The sequence below is a fragment of the Prevotella dentasini JCM 15908 genome (genome assembly GCF_000614065.1).
Classification (GTDB): domain Bacteria; phylum Bacteroidota; class Bacteroidia; order Bacteroidales; family Bacteroidaceae; genus Prevotella; species Prevotella dentasini.
This window is the reverse complement of the sequence record NZ_BAKG01000009.1, coordinates 1-14,227: the sequence shown is the minus strand read 5'-3', so window position 1 is coordinate 14,227 and position 14,227 is coordinate 1. Positions and strand designations below refer to the sequence as shown.

The 14,227-nt window shown below is 55.4% G+C and carries 15 protein-coding genes and 1 pseudogene; 5 read left to right on the top strand and 11 right to left on the bottom strand.

Going from position 1 to position 14,227, the window contains the following annotated elements; all coding sequences use genetic code 11:
- The first annotated feature begins 107 nt into the window (after positions 1-107).
- The 3 genes from JCM15908_RS12600 (at position 108) to JCM15908_RS05705 (ending at position 2,565) form a co-directional block, all read left to right on the top strand.
- On the top strand, positions 108-1,103 hold the full coding sequence (locus JCM15908_RS12600) for an FAD:protein FMN transferase (RefSeq protein ID WP_036892854.1): 996 nt from the start codon (positions 108-110) through the stop codon (positions 1,101-1,103).
- 5 nt (positions 1,104-1,108) lie between these two features.
- Positions 1,109-1,786 carry a Crp/Fnr family transcriptional regulator gene (locus JCM15908_RS05715; protein WP_025002618.1) on the top strand — a complete coding sequence of 226 codons (678 nt, stop codon included), beginning with the start codon at positions 1,109-1,111 and terminating at the stop codon, positions 1,784-1,786.
- A 395-nt stretch (positions 1,787-2,181) separates the two neighbouring features.
- Entirely contained in the window at positions 2,182-2,565 is a 384-nt protein-coding gene (locus JCM15908_RS05705) for a hypothetical protein (RefSeq protein ID WP_025002617.1), read from the top strand.
- Positions 2,566-2,868: 303 nt separating this feature from the next.
- On the opposite strand, the gene JCM15908_RS14805 is transcribed toward JCM15908_RS05705, so the two are convergent.
- The 3 genes from JCM15908_RS14805 to JCM15908_RS05690 form a co-directional block, all read right to left on the bottom strand.
- The gene (locus JCM15908_RS14805; protein ID WP_234396387.1) at positions 2,869-2,994 is read right to left on the bottom strand and encodes a smalltalk protein; all 126 of its coding nucleotides are present in this window, start codon (positions 2,992-2,994) and stop codon (positions 2,869-2,871) included.
- A 57-nt stretch (positions 2,995-3,051) separates the two neighbouring features.
- Positions 3,052-3,423, bottom strand: a complete 372-nt coding sequence (locus JCM15908_RS12590; RefSeq protein ID WP_051530766.1) for an HU family DNA-binding protein — start codon at positions 3,421-3,423, stop codon at positions 3,052-3,054.
- 173 nt (positions 3,424-3,596) lie between these two features.
- Positions 3,597-4,058 carry a D-Ala-D-Ala carboxypeptidase family metallohydrolase gene (locus JCM15908_RS05690; protein WP_025002616.1) on the bottom strand — a complete coding sequence of 154 codons (462 nt, stop codon included), beginning with the start codon at positions 4,056-4,058 and terminating at the stop codon, positions 3,597-3,599.
- Positions 4,059-5,099: 1,041 nt separating this feature from the next.
- Here JCM15908_RS05690 and JCM15908_RS05685 point away from each other — a divergent pair.
- Together JCM15908_RS05685 and JCM15908_RS12585 are read left to right on the top strand one after the other, a co-directional pair.
- The gene (locus tag JCM15908_RS05685) at positions 5,100-6,236 is read left to right on the top strand and encodes a hypothetical protein (RefSeq protein WP_025002615.1); all 1,137 of its coding nucleotides are present in this window, start codon (positions 5,100-5,102) and stop codon (positions 6,234-6,236) included.
- 167 nt (positions 6,237-6,403) lie between these two features.
- The gene (locus JCM15908_RS12585; RefSeq protein WP_306303712.1) at positions 6,404-7,156 is read left to right on the top strand and encodes a hypothetical protein; all 753 of its coding nucleotides are present in this window, start codon (positions 6,404-6,406) and stop codon (positions 7,154-7,156) included.
- Between the two features lie 390 nt (positions 7,157-7,546).
- Here the strand turns inward: JCM15908_RS12585 and JCM15908_RS12580 are convergent.
- The 8 genes and pseudogenes from JCM15908_RS12580 to JCM15908_RS15075 form a co-directional block, all read right to left on the bottom strand.
- A pseudogene (locus JCM15908_RS12580) lies at positions 7,547-8,753 on the bottom strand (L-serine ammonia-lyase).
- Positions 8,754-8,765: 12 nt separating this feature from the next.
- Entirely contained in the window at positions 8,766-9,527 is a 762-nt protein-coding gene (locus JCM15908_RS05670; protein ID WP_025002614.1) for a hypothetical protein, read from the bottom strand.
- Positions 9,528-9,573: 46 nt separating this feature from the next.
- On the bottom strand, positions 9,574-10,236 hold the full coding sequence (locus JCM15908_RS05665) for a ParA family protein (RefSeq protein ID WP_025002613.1): 663 nt from the start codon (positions 10,234-10,236) through the stop codon (positions 9,574-9,576).
- A 114-nt stretch (positions 10,237-10,350) separates the two neighbouring features.
- On the bottom strand, positions 10,351-10,521 hold the full coding sequence (locus tag JCM15908_RS14800) for a hypothetical protein (protein ID WP_159101313.1): 171 nt from the start codon (positions 10,519-10,521) through the stop codon (positions 10,351-10,353).
- Positions 10,494-10,781 carry a hypothetical protein gene (locus tag JCM15908_RS05660; protein WP_025002612.1) on the bottom strand — a complete coding sequence of 96 codons (288 nt, stop codon included), beginning with the start codon at positions 10,779-10,781 and terminating at the stop codon, positions 10,494-10,496. Before JCM15908_RS05660 ends, JCM15908_RS14800 begins: the two co-directional genes overlap by 28 nt.
- Positions 10,778-10,999 (bottom strand): hypothetical protein, encoded by a 222-nt coding sequence (locus JCM15908_RS05655; protein ID WP_025002611.1) that lies wholly within the window; start codon positions 10,997-10,999, stop codon positions 10,778-10,780. Before JCM15908_RS05655 ends, JCM15908_RS05660 begins: the two co-directional genes overlap by 4 nt.
- Before the next feature lie 158 nt (positions 11,000-11,157).
- Positions 11,158-11,859, bottom strand: a complete 702-nt coding sequence (locus JCM15908_RS05650; protein ID WP_036892850.1) for a hypothetical protein — start codon at positions 11,857-11,859, stop codon at positions 11,158-11,160.
- A 604-nt stretch (positions 11,860-12,463) separates the two neighbouring features.
- The gene (locus JCM15908_RS15075) at positions 12,464-12,778 is read right to left on the bottom strand and encodes a hypothetical protein (protein WP_148295535.1); all 315 of its coding nucleotides are present in this window, start codon (positions 12,776-12,778) and stop codon (positions 12,464-12,466) included.
- Positions 12,779-14,227: the final 1,449 nt, after the last annotated feature.

Below are 14,227 nucleotides of genomic sequence, written 5' to 3'. Positions count from 1 at the left end.
CCTATGCCGCAACTCCGCAGCAGTGTCCGCTCCGCCGGGCAGACGGCACTTCGGCGAGGCGTCCCCCTCCCTTGGGGAGAGGATGGGTGAAAGGTCTCACTACGTATATGAACAAGAAAAAACTCCTCTGGCAGCTGCCCTTCCTCGCCCTCCTCGTCGTGGGCACCATCTTCATAGTGGCCCATCAGCGGTCCATGCCCTACCAGCACAACGAGGGACTGATATTCGGCACGGTCTACCACATCACCTACCAGTCTGACCGCGACCTGCAAAAAGAGATTGAGGCAGAACTGCAAAAGGTCGACAACTCCCTGTCCACCTTCAACAGGCAGTCGGTTATCTCGCTCATCAACAGCGGCCGGAAGACAGAGACCGACGAGATGTTCAACGAGGTCTTCGCCCTTGCCGAAGAGGTCTCCAAGGACACCGAAGGCGCGTTCGACATCACCGTCGCACCGCTCGTCAACCTCTGGGGCTTCGGATTCAAGACCGGGCAGCAGCCGTCGCCCGCCAAGGTAGACAGCATCCGCCGCTTCGTAGGCTATCAGAAGGTGAGCCTCCGCGGCAACACCGTCGTCAAGACCGACCCGCGCATCATGCTCGACTGCTCTGCCATCGCCAAGGGCTACGGCTCTGACGTCGTGGCACGCCTGCTGCGCCGCAACGACGTGAAGAACTTCATGGTGGAGATAGGCGGAGAAATCGTTACGAGCGGAAACAGCGAGAAACGGCTGCCGTGGAAAATAGGCGTGAACAAGCCCGTCGACGACACCACCGCCACAAGTCAGGAGATACAGACCGTGCTCAATGTTACCAACCGCGCCATGGCCACGAGCGGAAACTACCGCAACTTCTACTACAAGGGCGGCAGGAAATATGCCCATACCATCGACCCAGCCACGGGCTATCCCGTGCAGCACACCCTCCTCTCGGCAACCGTACTTGCAAAGAACTGCGCCACCGCCGACGCCTACGCCACAGCCTTCATGGTCATGGGGCTCGACCGCGCCAAGGAGCTTCTGCAGCAGCACCCCGAACTGAAAGCCTACTTCATCTATGCCGGACAGAAAGGCGAGATGAAGACGTGGCAGAACGTCAACTAAAGACAATGTACGACAAGCTCATACTCCTCCCGCTCTTCATCGGCATCGGCAGCGAAGACCTGCAGACTATCCTCGGCACGACGAAGTTCCGCTTCATGAAGCTCGAGCCGGGCAAGATCCTCGTCCGCGAGAGCGACAAGTGCGAGCTGCTCTACTTCCTCATCGACGGCACACTCACCGCCGCCACCGCATCCGACGACCACCGCTACCGCATCGCCGAGTTTCTCCACGCCCCGGCCGTCATCCAGCCCGAACTGCTGTTCGGACTCACCCAGCATCACACACGCACCTACCTCGCCCACACGGCCTGCAACCTCTTCGCCCTCGACAAGAGCGAGGTGCTCCGCCTGATGGACGAGCACCTCGTCTTCCGGCTCAACTTCCTCAACACCGTCTCCACCGCCGCCCAGCGCGCTGCCCGTCTGCCGTGGCAGCGTCAGCCCGACGACATACGCAGCCGGTTCACCGCCTTCGTCAGGCAGCACTCGCTCCGTCCTGCCGGCGAGAAGGTGCTCCACATAAAGATGAACGACCTCGCCCGCGAAATACACGAAAGCCGGCTGAACGTCTCCCGGCTTCTCAACACCCTGCAGGCAGAGGGGCTGCTCACCCTTGCGCGCGGACAGATAACGATACCTGCACTCGAAGAACTGCGCGAAGGCCCATTGCACACCGCCTTGTAGCAAAATCAGACAAGACCTGCCCGTTTTTTATCCTCCACTTGTACGCCCTTTCCGTTTTTTTTCCTATCTTTGCAAAAAGCAGGGTGCAGTCCGCCACTCTGAACAATAACCAACAGGTTCCGGCGGACCTCGGGAACCGCGTGGAGGACACAGCTATGACCAGAAAGCCAAAAATGTTCAACGAACACGAATTTGACATGGACAACGCCTATCAGACGACGAGCGTCAGGTAGACATCTTCTACGACAACAACGAACGGGGCACAAGAAAATAAGCCCCCACCGTCCTTCCCCCACGGGGACGGGACAAGACGACCAAACCTCCCTGCGCCTGCCGCCGTCAGGCGTTTCCTCCCCACGGGGAGGGTTAGGGTGGGTCTCAAAACACCAAGCATCATGCAAAAGAAGCCAACCCATACCCTCCCCGTTGCCATCTGTGCCGCCATCCTCGCAGGCGGTGCCATCCTGCTTGCCATCCTCATGGCCACGCGCGAGATGGCACCACCCCGCAAGTACGAGGTCGACATGTCGGGCGGAGTCATCGGAATAGACACGACCACCAAGATTCCCGTCCTGACCAAGGAAGAGGCGAAGGAGGTTGAGGTGAAGGAAAACAAAAAGGTAGACTACGTAGAGCCGGAACCTCAGCCACAGGAACCCACCGAGGCGGCTGCACCTGAGCCTGTCATCGTTCCGTCCACGCCGCCCGCCGCTACCGAAGACCCCAAGGAACCCACCGTCAAGGTACCGCAGATAGAGCAGATTCCCACAGGCAACTGATGATGTAGGGACAGGCCACGTGCCTGTCCGAACAACCACCTAACTTCATCCAACCGCAGCGGACAGACACAAGGTCTGTCCCTACAACGCTATATGCACTTTCCGCAACCAACAGTAGGGACAGGCCACGTGCCTGTCCGAATACCATCTAACTCCATCCAACCGCAGCGGACAGACACAAGGTCTGTCCCTACAACGCTATATGCACTTTCCGCTCGCTGCCTCTGCCTAAAGGCAATATTATTTCTATATATAAATATATTTGCAGCGACAAAAAAGTGAAAACTTTTGTTAATGCCACCATCACATACAAGACGACACGCCGAACGTCGTACACACGGCCGTCAGCACCGTCAGCAGAATCTGAAGAATCATCTTCCACGTATCTTTCTTCATTATAGGTTCCTCCATTGTTATATTATTACTCATCTGCATTAAGAAAGCCGGCAGGCCGCCCCACGCGGGGGGACGCCTGCCGGGCACCGCTTACGGAAGCGCAGGCTCCGCCTTGCCCTTGTCCTCGGGCTTCACGGCCGTTACCTCCTCCAGCTTCGCGCCTTCGAGCAGATACTTCGACATCGTGTGCGGCCCGCTCTTGTGCGTCTCCGGCTGGAAGATGACGTGGGTGCTCCTGATGTTCTTCGCCACGACGAAGTCCTTGCGCTCCTTGCAGCCCATGCAGTGGAACGAGGGCTTGAACGCTCCCAGTCCGTCGAGCTTCACGCGGCGTCCGCTCTTCAGCTCGTAGGCGAGTTCCTTCACCAACGCGCTGATTACCGCCAGAATGTCCGACTCTGTTACCGTGCAGCGGTCGCTGATGCGCTCTGCCAGTGCCCTCACGCCGATGGTCGTGTCCACGACGGGACGGGCATACCAATAGTTCTTGAACTTACCTCACGGGTGCTCTGATACATGCGATACTTGATTGCCATAACTCTTTCGTGCCTCTCCCCGGCAGCCGGGGTCTTCTACGAGGCATAGCTTTTAATAGATTGTCGAATATGGGGCAATGCCCCGGTTAGTGTATATATTTACCTTTTTATGTTTTCATCTTTTTGTCGCCGGACAGCTCGCCCGTAGCTGACGTGCAGCCAACGCTTCCTGACCGCCCCCAACGGCTCGAGCAGAATCTGGTCGCATCTGGCCAGCTGCCGCAGCACCGCCACATACCTTCTTCCGGCCGCCTCGTTGGGCAGATATATGTCGGCCGCCTCGCCCCTGAGATGCTGCGAGCAGGGCACGCCTCCCACCGCCCTGTTCAGCGCGCTGCACCGGTATCCGCTCGTTATCGTCAGCCGCCCGACGCGCCGCCTGAGCGGTTCGAGCACGTGCAGGCACAGCTGCCGCAGATTCTCCCTGACCTCCTCGTCGGTCAGCCCGTCTTCAGGATGGGCCGAGGGTATGTTCCTGATTCCTGCCCGTATGGCCGTTCCCGACCGCAGCAGCTCGCCCAGCGTGAAATGTTCCGAAAGTCTTTCCTCGTAGTCTATCATCGTTCTTCCCTTTTTGTCGCCCTGTATCCCCTTGACGGAAATCCGGGCTTGATTGTTGCCTGTTTACCTTTTTCTATTTTTATATATAAGTGTTTTAAGACTGATATATAATTAACTCTTTGTCTGATTGACGATGCAAAGGTACAACATCCCGAGGCCGATGTCAAGAAAGTATGGGGGACACCCGGGGGGACAGTGGAGGGACAGCACCGCCAAGCCCCCGTCGCCGCCATGCTGCACCTGCCTTCTCGCTCGCTTCTCTCCCACCGTTCCCTCCGTTTCCGCATGTCCCTTTTCTTATTTCCATCTGTCCTTCCCCCGTCGCCGCCTGTCCGCAGCTCCTGCCACACCCAAAAACGAAAGCGGCACCCCGACCATGTCAGAGTGCCGCTTTCGCCTTGCGAAACCGCCTATTTCGCTTTTCCGCCGCGCCTGTCCGAACAAACGCCTAACCCCACCCGCCTGAAGCGGACAGACACACGGCCTGTCCGAACAAACGCCTAAGCCATCCGACGGAAACGGACAGACACGAGGTCTGTCCCTACATCATTAAATGGCACAAAAAAAACAAAATCCCACTTGCTTCTATCAGCGAATGGGACTCTTACCAAATCAACAAAAACTAATCTCAAATTACCAATCTTGTATGTGTAAACTTAAACCTTAAATACCAAAACACAAATATCTGAATATAATTAAGTGCAAATGTATTCTGAACAATCTAATTTACCTTCAAGGAACTTTCATCCCCATAGAGGATTCTCCTTTTGACAATGCAAAGGTAAGGCAACTTTCCCGACGGACATTCATAATTTGTTGTTTTTCAGCCTTTTTCGTTGGCAAACGATTGCACAGCCGCACGCCCGGCAACATCGGCCGACGGCTGCCCCACCCTTTCGGGATTCCCTACACGGTGCAGCGGAAACAGACGGGCGGACGGTGCGCGGTTTAGGGCTTTCCCCCGCAGATATAGGCGTTCTTCCCTTGCCCAATCGGAAAATATCCGCTAATTTTGCAGCATAAACAAAAAAGAAAACGATTATGAGAACGAAAAGCATACTACAGATGGCAGCGATGGCAGCAGCCTCGATGACACTCACCTCCTGCAGCACACTGCTCGCACTGGACGGAAGCACGGGCACCGTCGTCGGCACAGATGCCGTTTACACCTCCGGATACGATGCCGGATACGACTACGCATACGGAAGAATGGCATACGACGACGCGAGGCGCAAGGCTTTCTACCTCTCCGACAAGATGGCATACGAACTGGGGCTTACCGACAGCCAGTTCGAGGCCGTGTACGAAATCAACCTCGACTACCTGCTCTCCATGCAGGGCGAGGCTTCCATATACAGCAACTACTGGCAGAGGCGAAACTCTGACCTGTTCTATGTGCTCACGCCGGCGCAGTACAACTACTTCGTAGGCTACGACTACTTCTACCGCCCCGTCTACTGGTACGACAATTCCTACGTCTTCGCAGTCTACGACCGCTACAGCGACCCGCAGCTCTACTACCGCCGCCGGCCCGTCTACTACGACTCCTACCGGGGCGGACGCAACCAGATGGCCGACAGCTACTACCGCGGACGGTTCGGCCAGCGCACGGGACAGCCCGTGGTCAGCAACCGCAACACGGGCAGCGGAACGTTTGCAGGACGACGCACACCGTCGGACAACGCCATGCGAAACCGTACCTTCGGAAACGGAAGCAAGGGCGGAAACCGCAATTTCGGAAACGGGACGCGCAACGGAAACAACGGAAATGGAAACCAGAACAGCAACAAAAACGGAAACAGCGGAAACCGGACCTTCGGCAACGGAACGCGCAACAGCAACAGTTACGGAAACATCAGCCGCTCCAACGGCAGCACCAACGCCTACAGCTCCGGAAACGGAAACGGACGCACAACCTCGGGACGGAGACCTGCCAACCCGAACAGAAACAGCCAGACAATCACGCTGCCCAGCCACACCAATACGCCGGCAGGCTCGTTCGGAGGAAGCAGGCAGCCGACTGCCACACCGCGGCAAACCTCTCCGGCAACCAGCCCGACAACACGGCAGACGACACCGTCGCGGCAGACAAGTCCCGCTACCGTCCGCCAGACCCCTGCCCCACGGCAGGCCCCGTCTGCACCGAGAAACAACGGCTCCTTCGGCGGTCATAGATAGTCTGCACAGACGAGTCGGCGAACCGCACCAGCCTCTCCCCCTGAACTATAGGAGGAGAGGCTGTCGCGGAAAACGCGCCGTCAGCCTGTCTGCCAACCCGACAAGCAACTCGTAAATCCGTAGATCCGTCATAAACAACTCTTCAACCCGTAAACTCGTCAACTAAAATGCACCTCACTCACCTTTCCTCCCACCGCACTGCTGCCACGATGGTACGCGGATTCTTCCATAGTTTCATGGCCGGACAGGCTGAGTCGCGCCGTCTCGCATCCCCCCTTCAGCCACGCGACTACAAGCAGCTGCTTGCCGACAACTACGACACGCTGTCGGCCCGTTTCGTCTCCTGCCTCTTCCCCATCCTGCTCCGGCTGACGCACGACAACTTCGACGAGGTGGCAGCCGACATGCGACGCCGCCACTTCTCTTCCTCCACACCGCCGAAAGTGCTCCTGCGCTACGCCTGCTCATCGAAACCGCTCTACGACACCGTCGTTGCAGAGTACCGCCGGCAGATGTCCGCCCTCCTCGGCGGCCGCCTACAGCCCGTCTCAGAGTTTCGCAGCGCCTATCCCACCAACGAGAGCGTACAGCGCAGCCTGCAAGCCGACCCGGCAGGCGAGCCTATTGCCGGAAACGCCAGCTATTCCCTGCCCGACGGGGGCGAGGCCGTTCCCGTAGCCCTCGCCATCCGCTCCGTCGTCCGCACGCAAATGCAGTCTTACGTTCTCGGACTTTCCTCCGGCACGCAGAATCCGTCGGCACCCGCTCCGCATCAGCCCACCATCTACCGCCTGATGATTCACGCATGGTGGCCCTGCTCCACGATGCCACGCCCGACCTCTCGGGCGACAATCTCGAAATGCTCTTCCGCCGCGCCGCCCTCAACTCCACCAATTTCGAGACCCTCATGGACGAGATGACGGAGTCATACCTGTAGGGACAGGCCCTGTGCCTGTCCGCTCACCATATAACCACAACCGACTATAGCGGACAGACACGCGGTCTGTCCCTACAGATGGAATGGCATTTGATTGTCATCCGATGCTTTTCGGACATACGCGGCATGTCCATATATTACAAGGAGCAGACATTGGCCTACAAACAACCCGTAGGGACAGGCCCCGTGCCTGTCCGCTCAACGCATAACCACCAACCGACAGCAGCGGACAGACACGAGGTCTGTCCCTACAGACTGGATGGCATTTCATTGTCATTCGATGTTTTTCGGACATACGGGGCATGTCCATATATTTATAATATAAAGTCCCCTTATATATTCTGCCTAAATCGCAGCCAAGAACAAACGCCCCCTACTCGCCCATCTCCTTTGCCAGTCCGCCTTCGCTCGTCTCCTTATAGAGCGACGGCAGGTCGTGGCCGGTCTGCTTCATCACCTCCACCACATGGTCGAACGACACCTGATGGTTTCCGTCGCTGAAGTTCGCATACAGCTGCGCGTCGAGGGCACGGCAGGCTGCAAAGGCATTGCGCTCGATGCAGGGAATCTGAACGAGACCGCACACGGGGTCGCACGTCATGCCAAGGTGGTGCTCCAGTCCCATCTCGGCCGCATATTCTATCTGAGACGGACTGCCGCCAAAGAGCTGGCACGACGCAGCCGAGGCCATGGCGCACGCCACGCCTACCTCGCCCTGACAGCCTACCTCGGCACCGGAAATGGAAGCATTGAACTTGACGATATTGCCGAAGAGTCCTGCCGTGGCAAGGGCATGGAGAATCTTTGTCTCGGAAAACTCGTGCGCCTTCGCGAGATGGTACAGCACGGCAGGCACTACGCCGCTGGCACCGCACGTCGGGGCCGTAACGATGGTGCCGCCCGAAGCGTTCTCCTCGCTGACCGCCAACGCGTAGGAATAGACCATGCCGCGGCTCTGAATGGCAGGCCTGTAGGCGCGTGCCTTAATATGATAGGTGGAAGCCTTGCGGGCAAGGTTCAGCGGACCGGGCAGCACGCCCTCGGTGTCGATGCCGCGCTCCACTGCCGCCTGCATCGTCTGCCAAACCTCGCGCAGATAGTCCCAGATGCCTTCGTCCTCCTGCTGTCCGACATACTCCCAGTAGCCGCGCCCGTTGCGCACGCACCACTGCTGTATCTCGCGGAGCGTCGTCAGATCGTAGACGGGCGCGTCGCGGAACGCGTCTTCATCGCCTTTCCCCTCGGAGAGCGCACCGCCCCCGACGCTGTAGACCGTCCACTCCTCGGTGATGCGGCCGGCTGCGTCAAGAGCCTTGAATAGCATCCCGTTGATGGTAGGGCAGGAAGACCGTCGGCTGCCAGACGATGCTGACAGGGGCAATCGGCTCGAGCACCTCTATGATGGCCTGATCGGTGCTGTGCCCCTTGCCCGTGGCGGCGAGGCTGCCGTATAATGTTACTTCGAAGGCACTGGCCTCCTGATGGCGTGCGGCAAACTTCTTCGCTGCGCGCTGCGGGCCCATGGTATGACTGCTGGACGGGCCTTTTCCTATTCTGAATAATCGTCGTAGTGATTGCATTTTGTTGACGAGTTAACGGGTGGACGGGCTGACGGGCGGATTGCTTGCCTTGGCGGACAAGCTGACAGGCTGCCTGCTGTCAGAGTAGACTTTCCTTCCCGTATGCCCTGCACCATTGTGATTCCTACAGCAGCTGTCGCCGTAGATGGCATCCTTGACCTCCTGCTCATGGTCGAAGACGAAGCGGGCAACGATGGCACTGAGTATGGCCGTGGAAGGGAGCTTGACGCTGCCCGACGACTTCAGGCGGTCGAGGATGTGCTTCAGGTCGGAGTCTATGTAGACGGTGGCGAGCTTGGAGTCGCGCTGCTTGTAGTCGCGTGCGAGGTCGAGGAAGAGCTGCCAGCTGTCCTCACCGCTGTCCTTGGCCATGGAGTACTCGCGCGCAAGCTGCTTGCCCTCTGCCTTGGGCAGTTTCTTGGCCGCAGGGGCGGTGCGGTCTTTCGGTTCGGGGGCAGGCTGCTGATAGTGTCCTCCAAAGGTGGTGCCGGACAGACGCGGCTGGGGTGCAGGGGATACGGGCCGGGCAACGGGCTGTGCCGGAATCTCTTCCTGTACGGACGAGGGATGCCTGTCTTGCCGGACGGGCGGCAGCTCCTGCGCTGCGGATTGCGGCACCGCGGGCTGCGGCTCGGCAGCCTCCGCCGCTTCCTCCATTGGCTGCTGTTCGGCCTCACTGTAATTCTCAACTTTAGTCCTCGGGACTTCCTGCACGCTGTTGGTAATGGAGGAAATGCTGCCGGGGAGTATCACTTTTGCTTTCTTCTTTATCATAGCTTTGTTGTTGTTGGTTCCTCTCGGTGGATAGACTTCGGTGCTGTTACTTCATTTTTCTGAGCATAAACTCGAACGCTCCCTTCACCGCATCGCGCTGATTGGCGAGCAGCTGAATGGTGTCGATGCGCTTGAGGGCGGCACGGCTGTTGACTACGGGCGTAACCTTCCCCACCTTCTGGAAGATGGCGTTGGCTTCCTTCCACACACGCTGCTCCTCTGTCGTACCGATACGCGGGTCGATGCGGTTGGGGACGAAGAAGATTTCGGCGTGCATGCCGGGTATCAGCTCCTTGAGCTTGTTGATTACCTGCACGAACGTGCCCGTGGAGTCGAGCGTCTTGTCCTCGTACTCGTAGGGGCAGACGATGTAGTCGGCATTGGCGAAGAGCGGCACGAGCCCGTCCTCGCTAACATTGCCCGGCGAGTCGAAGAGCACGTAGGCTTCCACCTCCGAGGCAGAGTCCATCAGCTCCTGCATCAGTTCGGGCGTCGATACGTCGAAGCTCTGCACGGTGTAGGGCTCTTCCACGTCCTCGTAGGCCTGAAGGTCTTTCTGCCGCTGCATGTAAATGGTTTTCTGAAGGTCGGTATCGATGATGCAGACCTGCTTGCCCTTCCAAGCAAGATAATTGGCAAAGAGCATGCAGAGGGTGCTCTTCCCTACCCCACCCTTCTGGTTGGCAAAAACAATCTTTCTATTCTTCATTGCTTATATATATGTTGTTATTGTTATCAAAAATGGTTCCTGCGGACAGGCTTCCTCCCTGTTTCCCCGCGGAATATACGCTTGGTGTATGTCTCTGATACGCAAGCAGCCCGGCTACTTGCCGACATCTCCACTCGTCAGTCTGCAAACCATTCCACCATGCACCGTCAGGCATCCGGCGGCTGTCAGCACACCGGCTGCAGCAGCCCACGGGGGCAAATCGGCAAAGAGCTGCACCGCCACGATTGCGACGCCCGTCAGCCAGAACAGAACGAACAGCAGCACCGCGCGCCCGAGCCTGCGGCCCTGCCTACACCGACGCGCCTGCGCAGCGAGAGAAGTCCCAGCGGATATGCCGAAAAGGCGAGAAGCCCCGAACCCGTCCCGACGAGGTCGAGCCAATAGGGCATGCCGTCGCTGCCGAGGACGAGGACTGGGAGCTTGGCACTGGCTACATAGACAATCGTCAGCACCACGGCTACCGCCAGCCAGCGCGACGGGACAGCCAGCGCCTCCCCTACCCTGCCGGCTGCGCGGCGAATCACGCTGCCATTCCGGCCCCTGCCGACAGCACAAGGCTCTCGGCAGCGAGGGAAAAATAGTCGCCCGTCAGATTCTGCGATTCGGTAAAGACACCGCCGTTGACAAACTCCGACTGAGACAGCAGGGCAAGCAGGTCGCCCACGATTCCGGCAACGAAAAGCGCGAACAGGGCCGTCATGGCAGCCTTCTCCTTTATGGTGTATGTTATGGTTGTTTTCATTTTATATTATTCTGTCCGAGAGCCTTCCCCATCCTTTCCGCTCGGCTTTCGCAAAGTGCGGAATACAGGTCGGCGACAGGGTTGCACGCTCAGCGGCATCACTTTTGACCGTCCCGGCAGCCCGACTCTCCGTGCATGTTTCTATGGCAGGCTGTCTGTCAGTCCGCCAATCCGTCAACATCCTGAACCTGCATGCTCAGCCGCATCAGCACCAGCGGAAGTACCGCCAACACGACACTGGCATAGTTGTTAATGCTCGCCAGCGTCTGAATGGTGTTCATCGTTACTCCGCCCACCTCGGTATATACATAGTAGACACCGAAGCTGCCAAGCTGTGCCAGCAGCGGGGCGCAGAAGAGCGACAGACCGTAGAGGCGAATCAGCCCGGCATAGAAGCGCATCAGCCCCACGCCGAGGAACACCTCGTTCAGGAAGATGGCGACACTGTCCCAAAAGAAGAAACGGTTTTGGAAAACTCCAAGGGCCGTCTGACTGACTGTTCCCTCGGCATCCATCACCGTACCGTCCGGCAGACAGCCTACCACGCCGAGCAGCGTCATGAGCACCATCAGCAGTACCACTGCCAGTTGCAGGAAGTAGCGTCCCTCCCGGACAAGGCAGCGGCGCAGGTTTTCCATGATGACGAGCGTACCGCCCAGCTTCAGCACCATCTCCACTATCGACAGCACGTCGGGGTTCACTGCCGAGGCGAAAAGCTGCACCAACGGTTCCTGACCGTCGTTGGCAGGAGAAAAATAGTTGTCCAGAAACGAGAGCGCATAGGCCGCCAGTGCGATGCCTAATGCCCAGTTCATTGTCTCGTCAGCCTTCGGACTGACCCGGAATCTTTCTAACTTCATATTCTTGTCCTTTCTTTTTCTTGTTTCCACCTTAATATATTATCACTCTCCACGCACATATTTATGACTCTCCACCGCATGCCCTGCATGCCGGCAGCTCTGTCCAATACGCCGTTTACGCATCTCGTGCATGCCGGGAATTTGTTTCTAACTGCATGCCACTGCATCTCTTGCATGCCGTCTGCACAGACTTTCTGCACCAATCTGCATGTTCGCATGTATCGCCTGCCCCTGGCCTACTTTCTTCTCCCGCCATGCCGACTAGACCGTCTGCCCTATCCGCAACAACATTCTGTCCATCTGCCCATCAAATATATTTTTATATAAAACACCAATGATATTTTAACGGAAAGACATTCGGACGCACCTAAGATATTTATATAAAAACATAATCCTCTCTTCGCCTAAGAATATAAACAGAAGAGTAACTATCCCATTTTTATATAAAGATATTTCCACGCCAAGGAATAGATACATTTTCAAACCAACAAATACAAACAGCGCACGGCAACACGGAAAGCCATAAATATATATTTACCTATATAAAATCATAGCGATTCATTTACCGATACAAAAATACAAGATTAAAATGAAACCTGCAAACTTATACGGAAACATTTTTATCAGAAAAAGGAAAGACGGATTTACATAAATACATAAACAAGGACAAAAAGTGGACTTTGTTGCTACCACAAAACAGAAAAGCCGGGCATCTACATCCATATTTATATAAAAACATACAGCGTTTATCGCCCCAAATTCCTCGCCAGACTATCTGCTGCCGATATTCAGCAGTCCTTGGCAGCTTCAGCATTTGCCGGATTGCTGCCATTGCATCCCACTCCCAAGCCAGACCGGCCAGACCGACAAGGAGAAAGTCGGAAGCAGCAGACAAGCCTGTACAAAAAAACAGAGCCACACTCTTACTCAAAGATATTTATATAAAAACATAAACACGCCCACGTCTTTTATCTTTTCCATTACCATACCCATAATTCCAAAGCTGACTCCCCGGCTGCCGACAATGCAAAGGCAGGAGCGATACAGGAACAACGCCTGACCCGCACCGCAGAACTCTCCGGCCAAAGCTTTACAGTTTCTTTCCGAGCTGCAAGCCGTCTTCATCTATAGGGGACAGGAAGTGCAAGCAATCTCCTCTAAAGAGTGTAAATATATATTTGAATATTTACGTTTTACCATTTTAACGGATAAGGATAAAGAAATAAACAATTAAACTAAATATAAATATATTTCTGTTTTATCATTTTAAGATAACAATACGACAAAACAAAGATATTAAAACGTTATCAATATATTTACATTTTATGTTTTCAATACAATATCATAAAGAAATAAATCAATTAATATAATATTTACATGTTTGTTTGTTATCATATAAAGACAACAAAATAAAGAAATAAAGAAATTAAAATAAATTCTATTATTTTTATATTTATCATTCTATACATATAAGAATAGAAACACAAAGATATAAAGAAATTATTTGTATATTCACATTTTATCATTTTATAATAACAAGATAAAACGATATAAACATGAAAAGCACTTTATACACATCTATATTTATCCGCACGAAAATAGTCTACGGCATGATTTCGGCTTGCGAAAAGGCTGTTCTGCTGCTACCAACAAGAAACAGCCGATCCGCCCATCCTGATTTCCACCATTCCGTGTAACGGTCTTGAATGTCCTGCTGCATTCTCCTTGACAGGCGCAAAATCCGCAGCAGGAACATCGGCAGGGAAATAGGGTAGGGGAGTACAGGCAGCGAAGACAGCCGACAGCTTCCTCCCGTTTCTCACGCACCAATCCGCAGAAAACGGAAATCGGCAGCAGCAATATCGTTCGTCTTGCAGCGAGGGCAACCCTCCCGCATGTCCCAAGCCAAAAACAAATAGACGCCAATCAACCTGTAGGGACAGACCGTGTGTCTGTCCGATACAAGAAATGGGAGCAGAACGGGGAGCGGACAGGCACGGGGCCTGTCCCTACAGATAGATTGTAAGACAAAATAAAGATAAAAAACAGATTATCATCTTACATATAATGCAGGGACATACGCCACCGCATGCCCAAAACCAATAAACACGAAGAACTGCCACACAACCTGTAGGGACAGACCGCGTGTCTGTCCGATACAAGACATAATGGCAGGACGGAGGAGCGGACAGGCACGGGGCCTGTCCCTACAGATTGACTGCAAGACAGGATGTATCCCCAAAATATATAACAATGGGGGACACATCCCCAAAACCAATAAACACGAAAAACTGCCACACAACCTGTAGGGACAGACCGCGTGTCTGTCCGATACAAGACATGGCGCAGGACGGGGCAGCGGACAGGG

Bases quoted from the DNA above. Each gene is read 5' to 3' on its own strand.
- JCM15908_RS12600 (WP_036892854.1), top strand. From the start codon at position 108: ATGAACAAGAAAAAACTCCTCTGGCAGCTGCCCTTCCTCGCCCTCCTC.
- JCM15908_RS05715 (WP_025002618.1), top strand. From the start codon at position 1,109: ATGTACGACAAGCTCATACTCCTCCCGCTCTTCATCGGCATCGGCAGC.
- JCM15908_RS05705 (WP_025002617.1), top strand. From the start codon at position 2,182: ATGCAAAAGAAGCCAACCCATACCCTCCCCGTTGCCATCTGTGCCGCC.
- JCM15908_RS14805 (WP_234396387.1), bottom strand. From the start codon at position 2,994: ATGAGTAATAATATAACAATGGAGGAACCTATAATGAAGAAAGATACG.
- JCM15908_RS05690 (WP_025002616.1), bottom strand. From the start codon at position 4,058: ATGATAGACTACGAGGAAAGACTTTCGGAACATTTCACGCTGGGCGAG.
- JCM15908_RS05685 (WP_025002615.1), top strand. From the start codon at position 5,100: ATGAGAACGAAAAGCATACTACAGATGGCAGCGATGGCAGCAGCCTCG.
- JCM15908_RS12585 (WP_306303712.1), top strand. From the start codon at position 6,404: ATGCACCTCACTCACCTTTCCTCCCACCGCACTGCTGCCACGATGGTA.
- JCM15908_RS05670 (WP_025002614.1), bottom strand. From the start codon at position 9,527: ATGATAAAGAAGAAAGCAAAAGTGATACTCCCCGGCAGCATTTCCTCC.
- JCM15908_RS05665 (WP_025002613.1), bottom strand. From the start codon at position 10,236: ATGAAGAATAGAAAGATTGTTTTTGCCAACCAGAAGGGTGGGGTAGGG.
- JCM15908_RS05655 (WP_025002611.1), bottom strand. From the start codon at position 10,999: ATGAAAACAACCATAACATACACCATAAAGGAGAAGGCTGCCATGACG.
- JCM15908_RS05650 (WP_036892850.1), bottom strand. From the start codon at position 11,859: ATGAAGTTAGAAAGATTCCGGGTCAGTCCGAAGGCTGACGAGACAATG.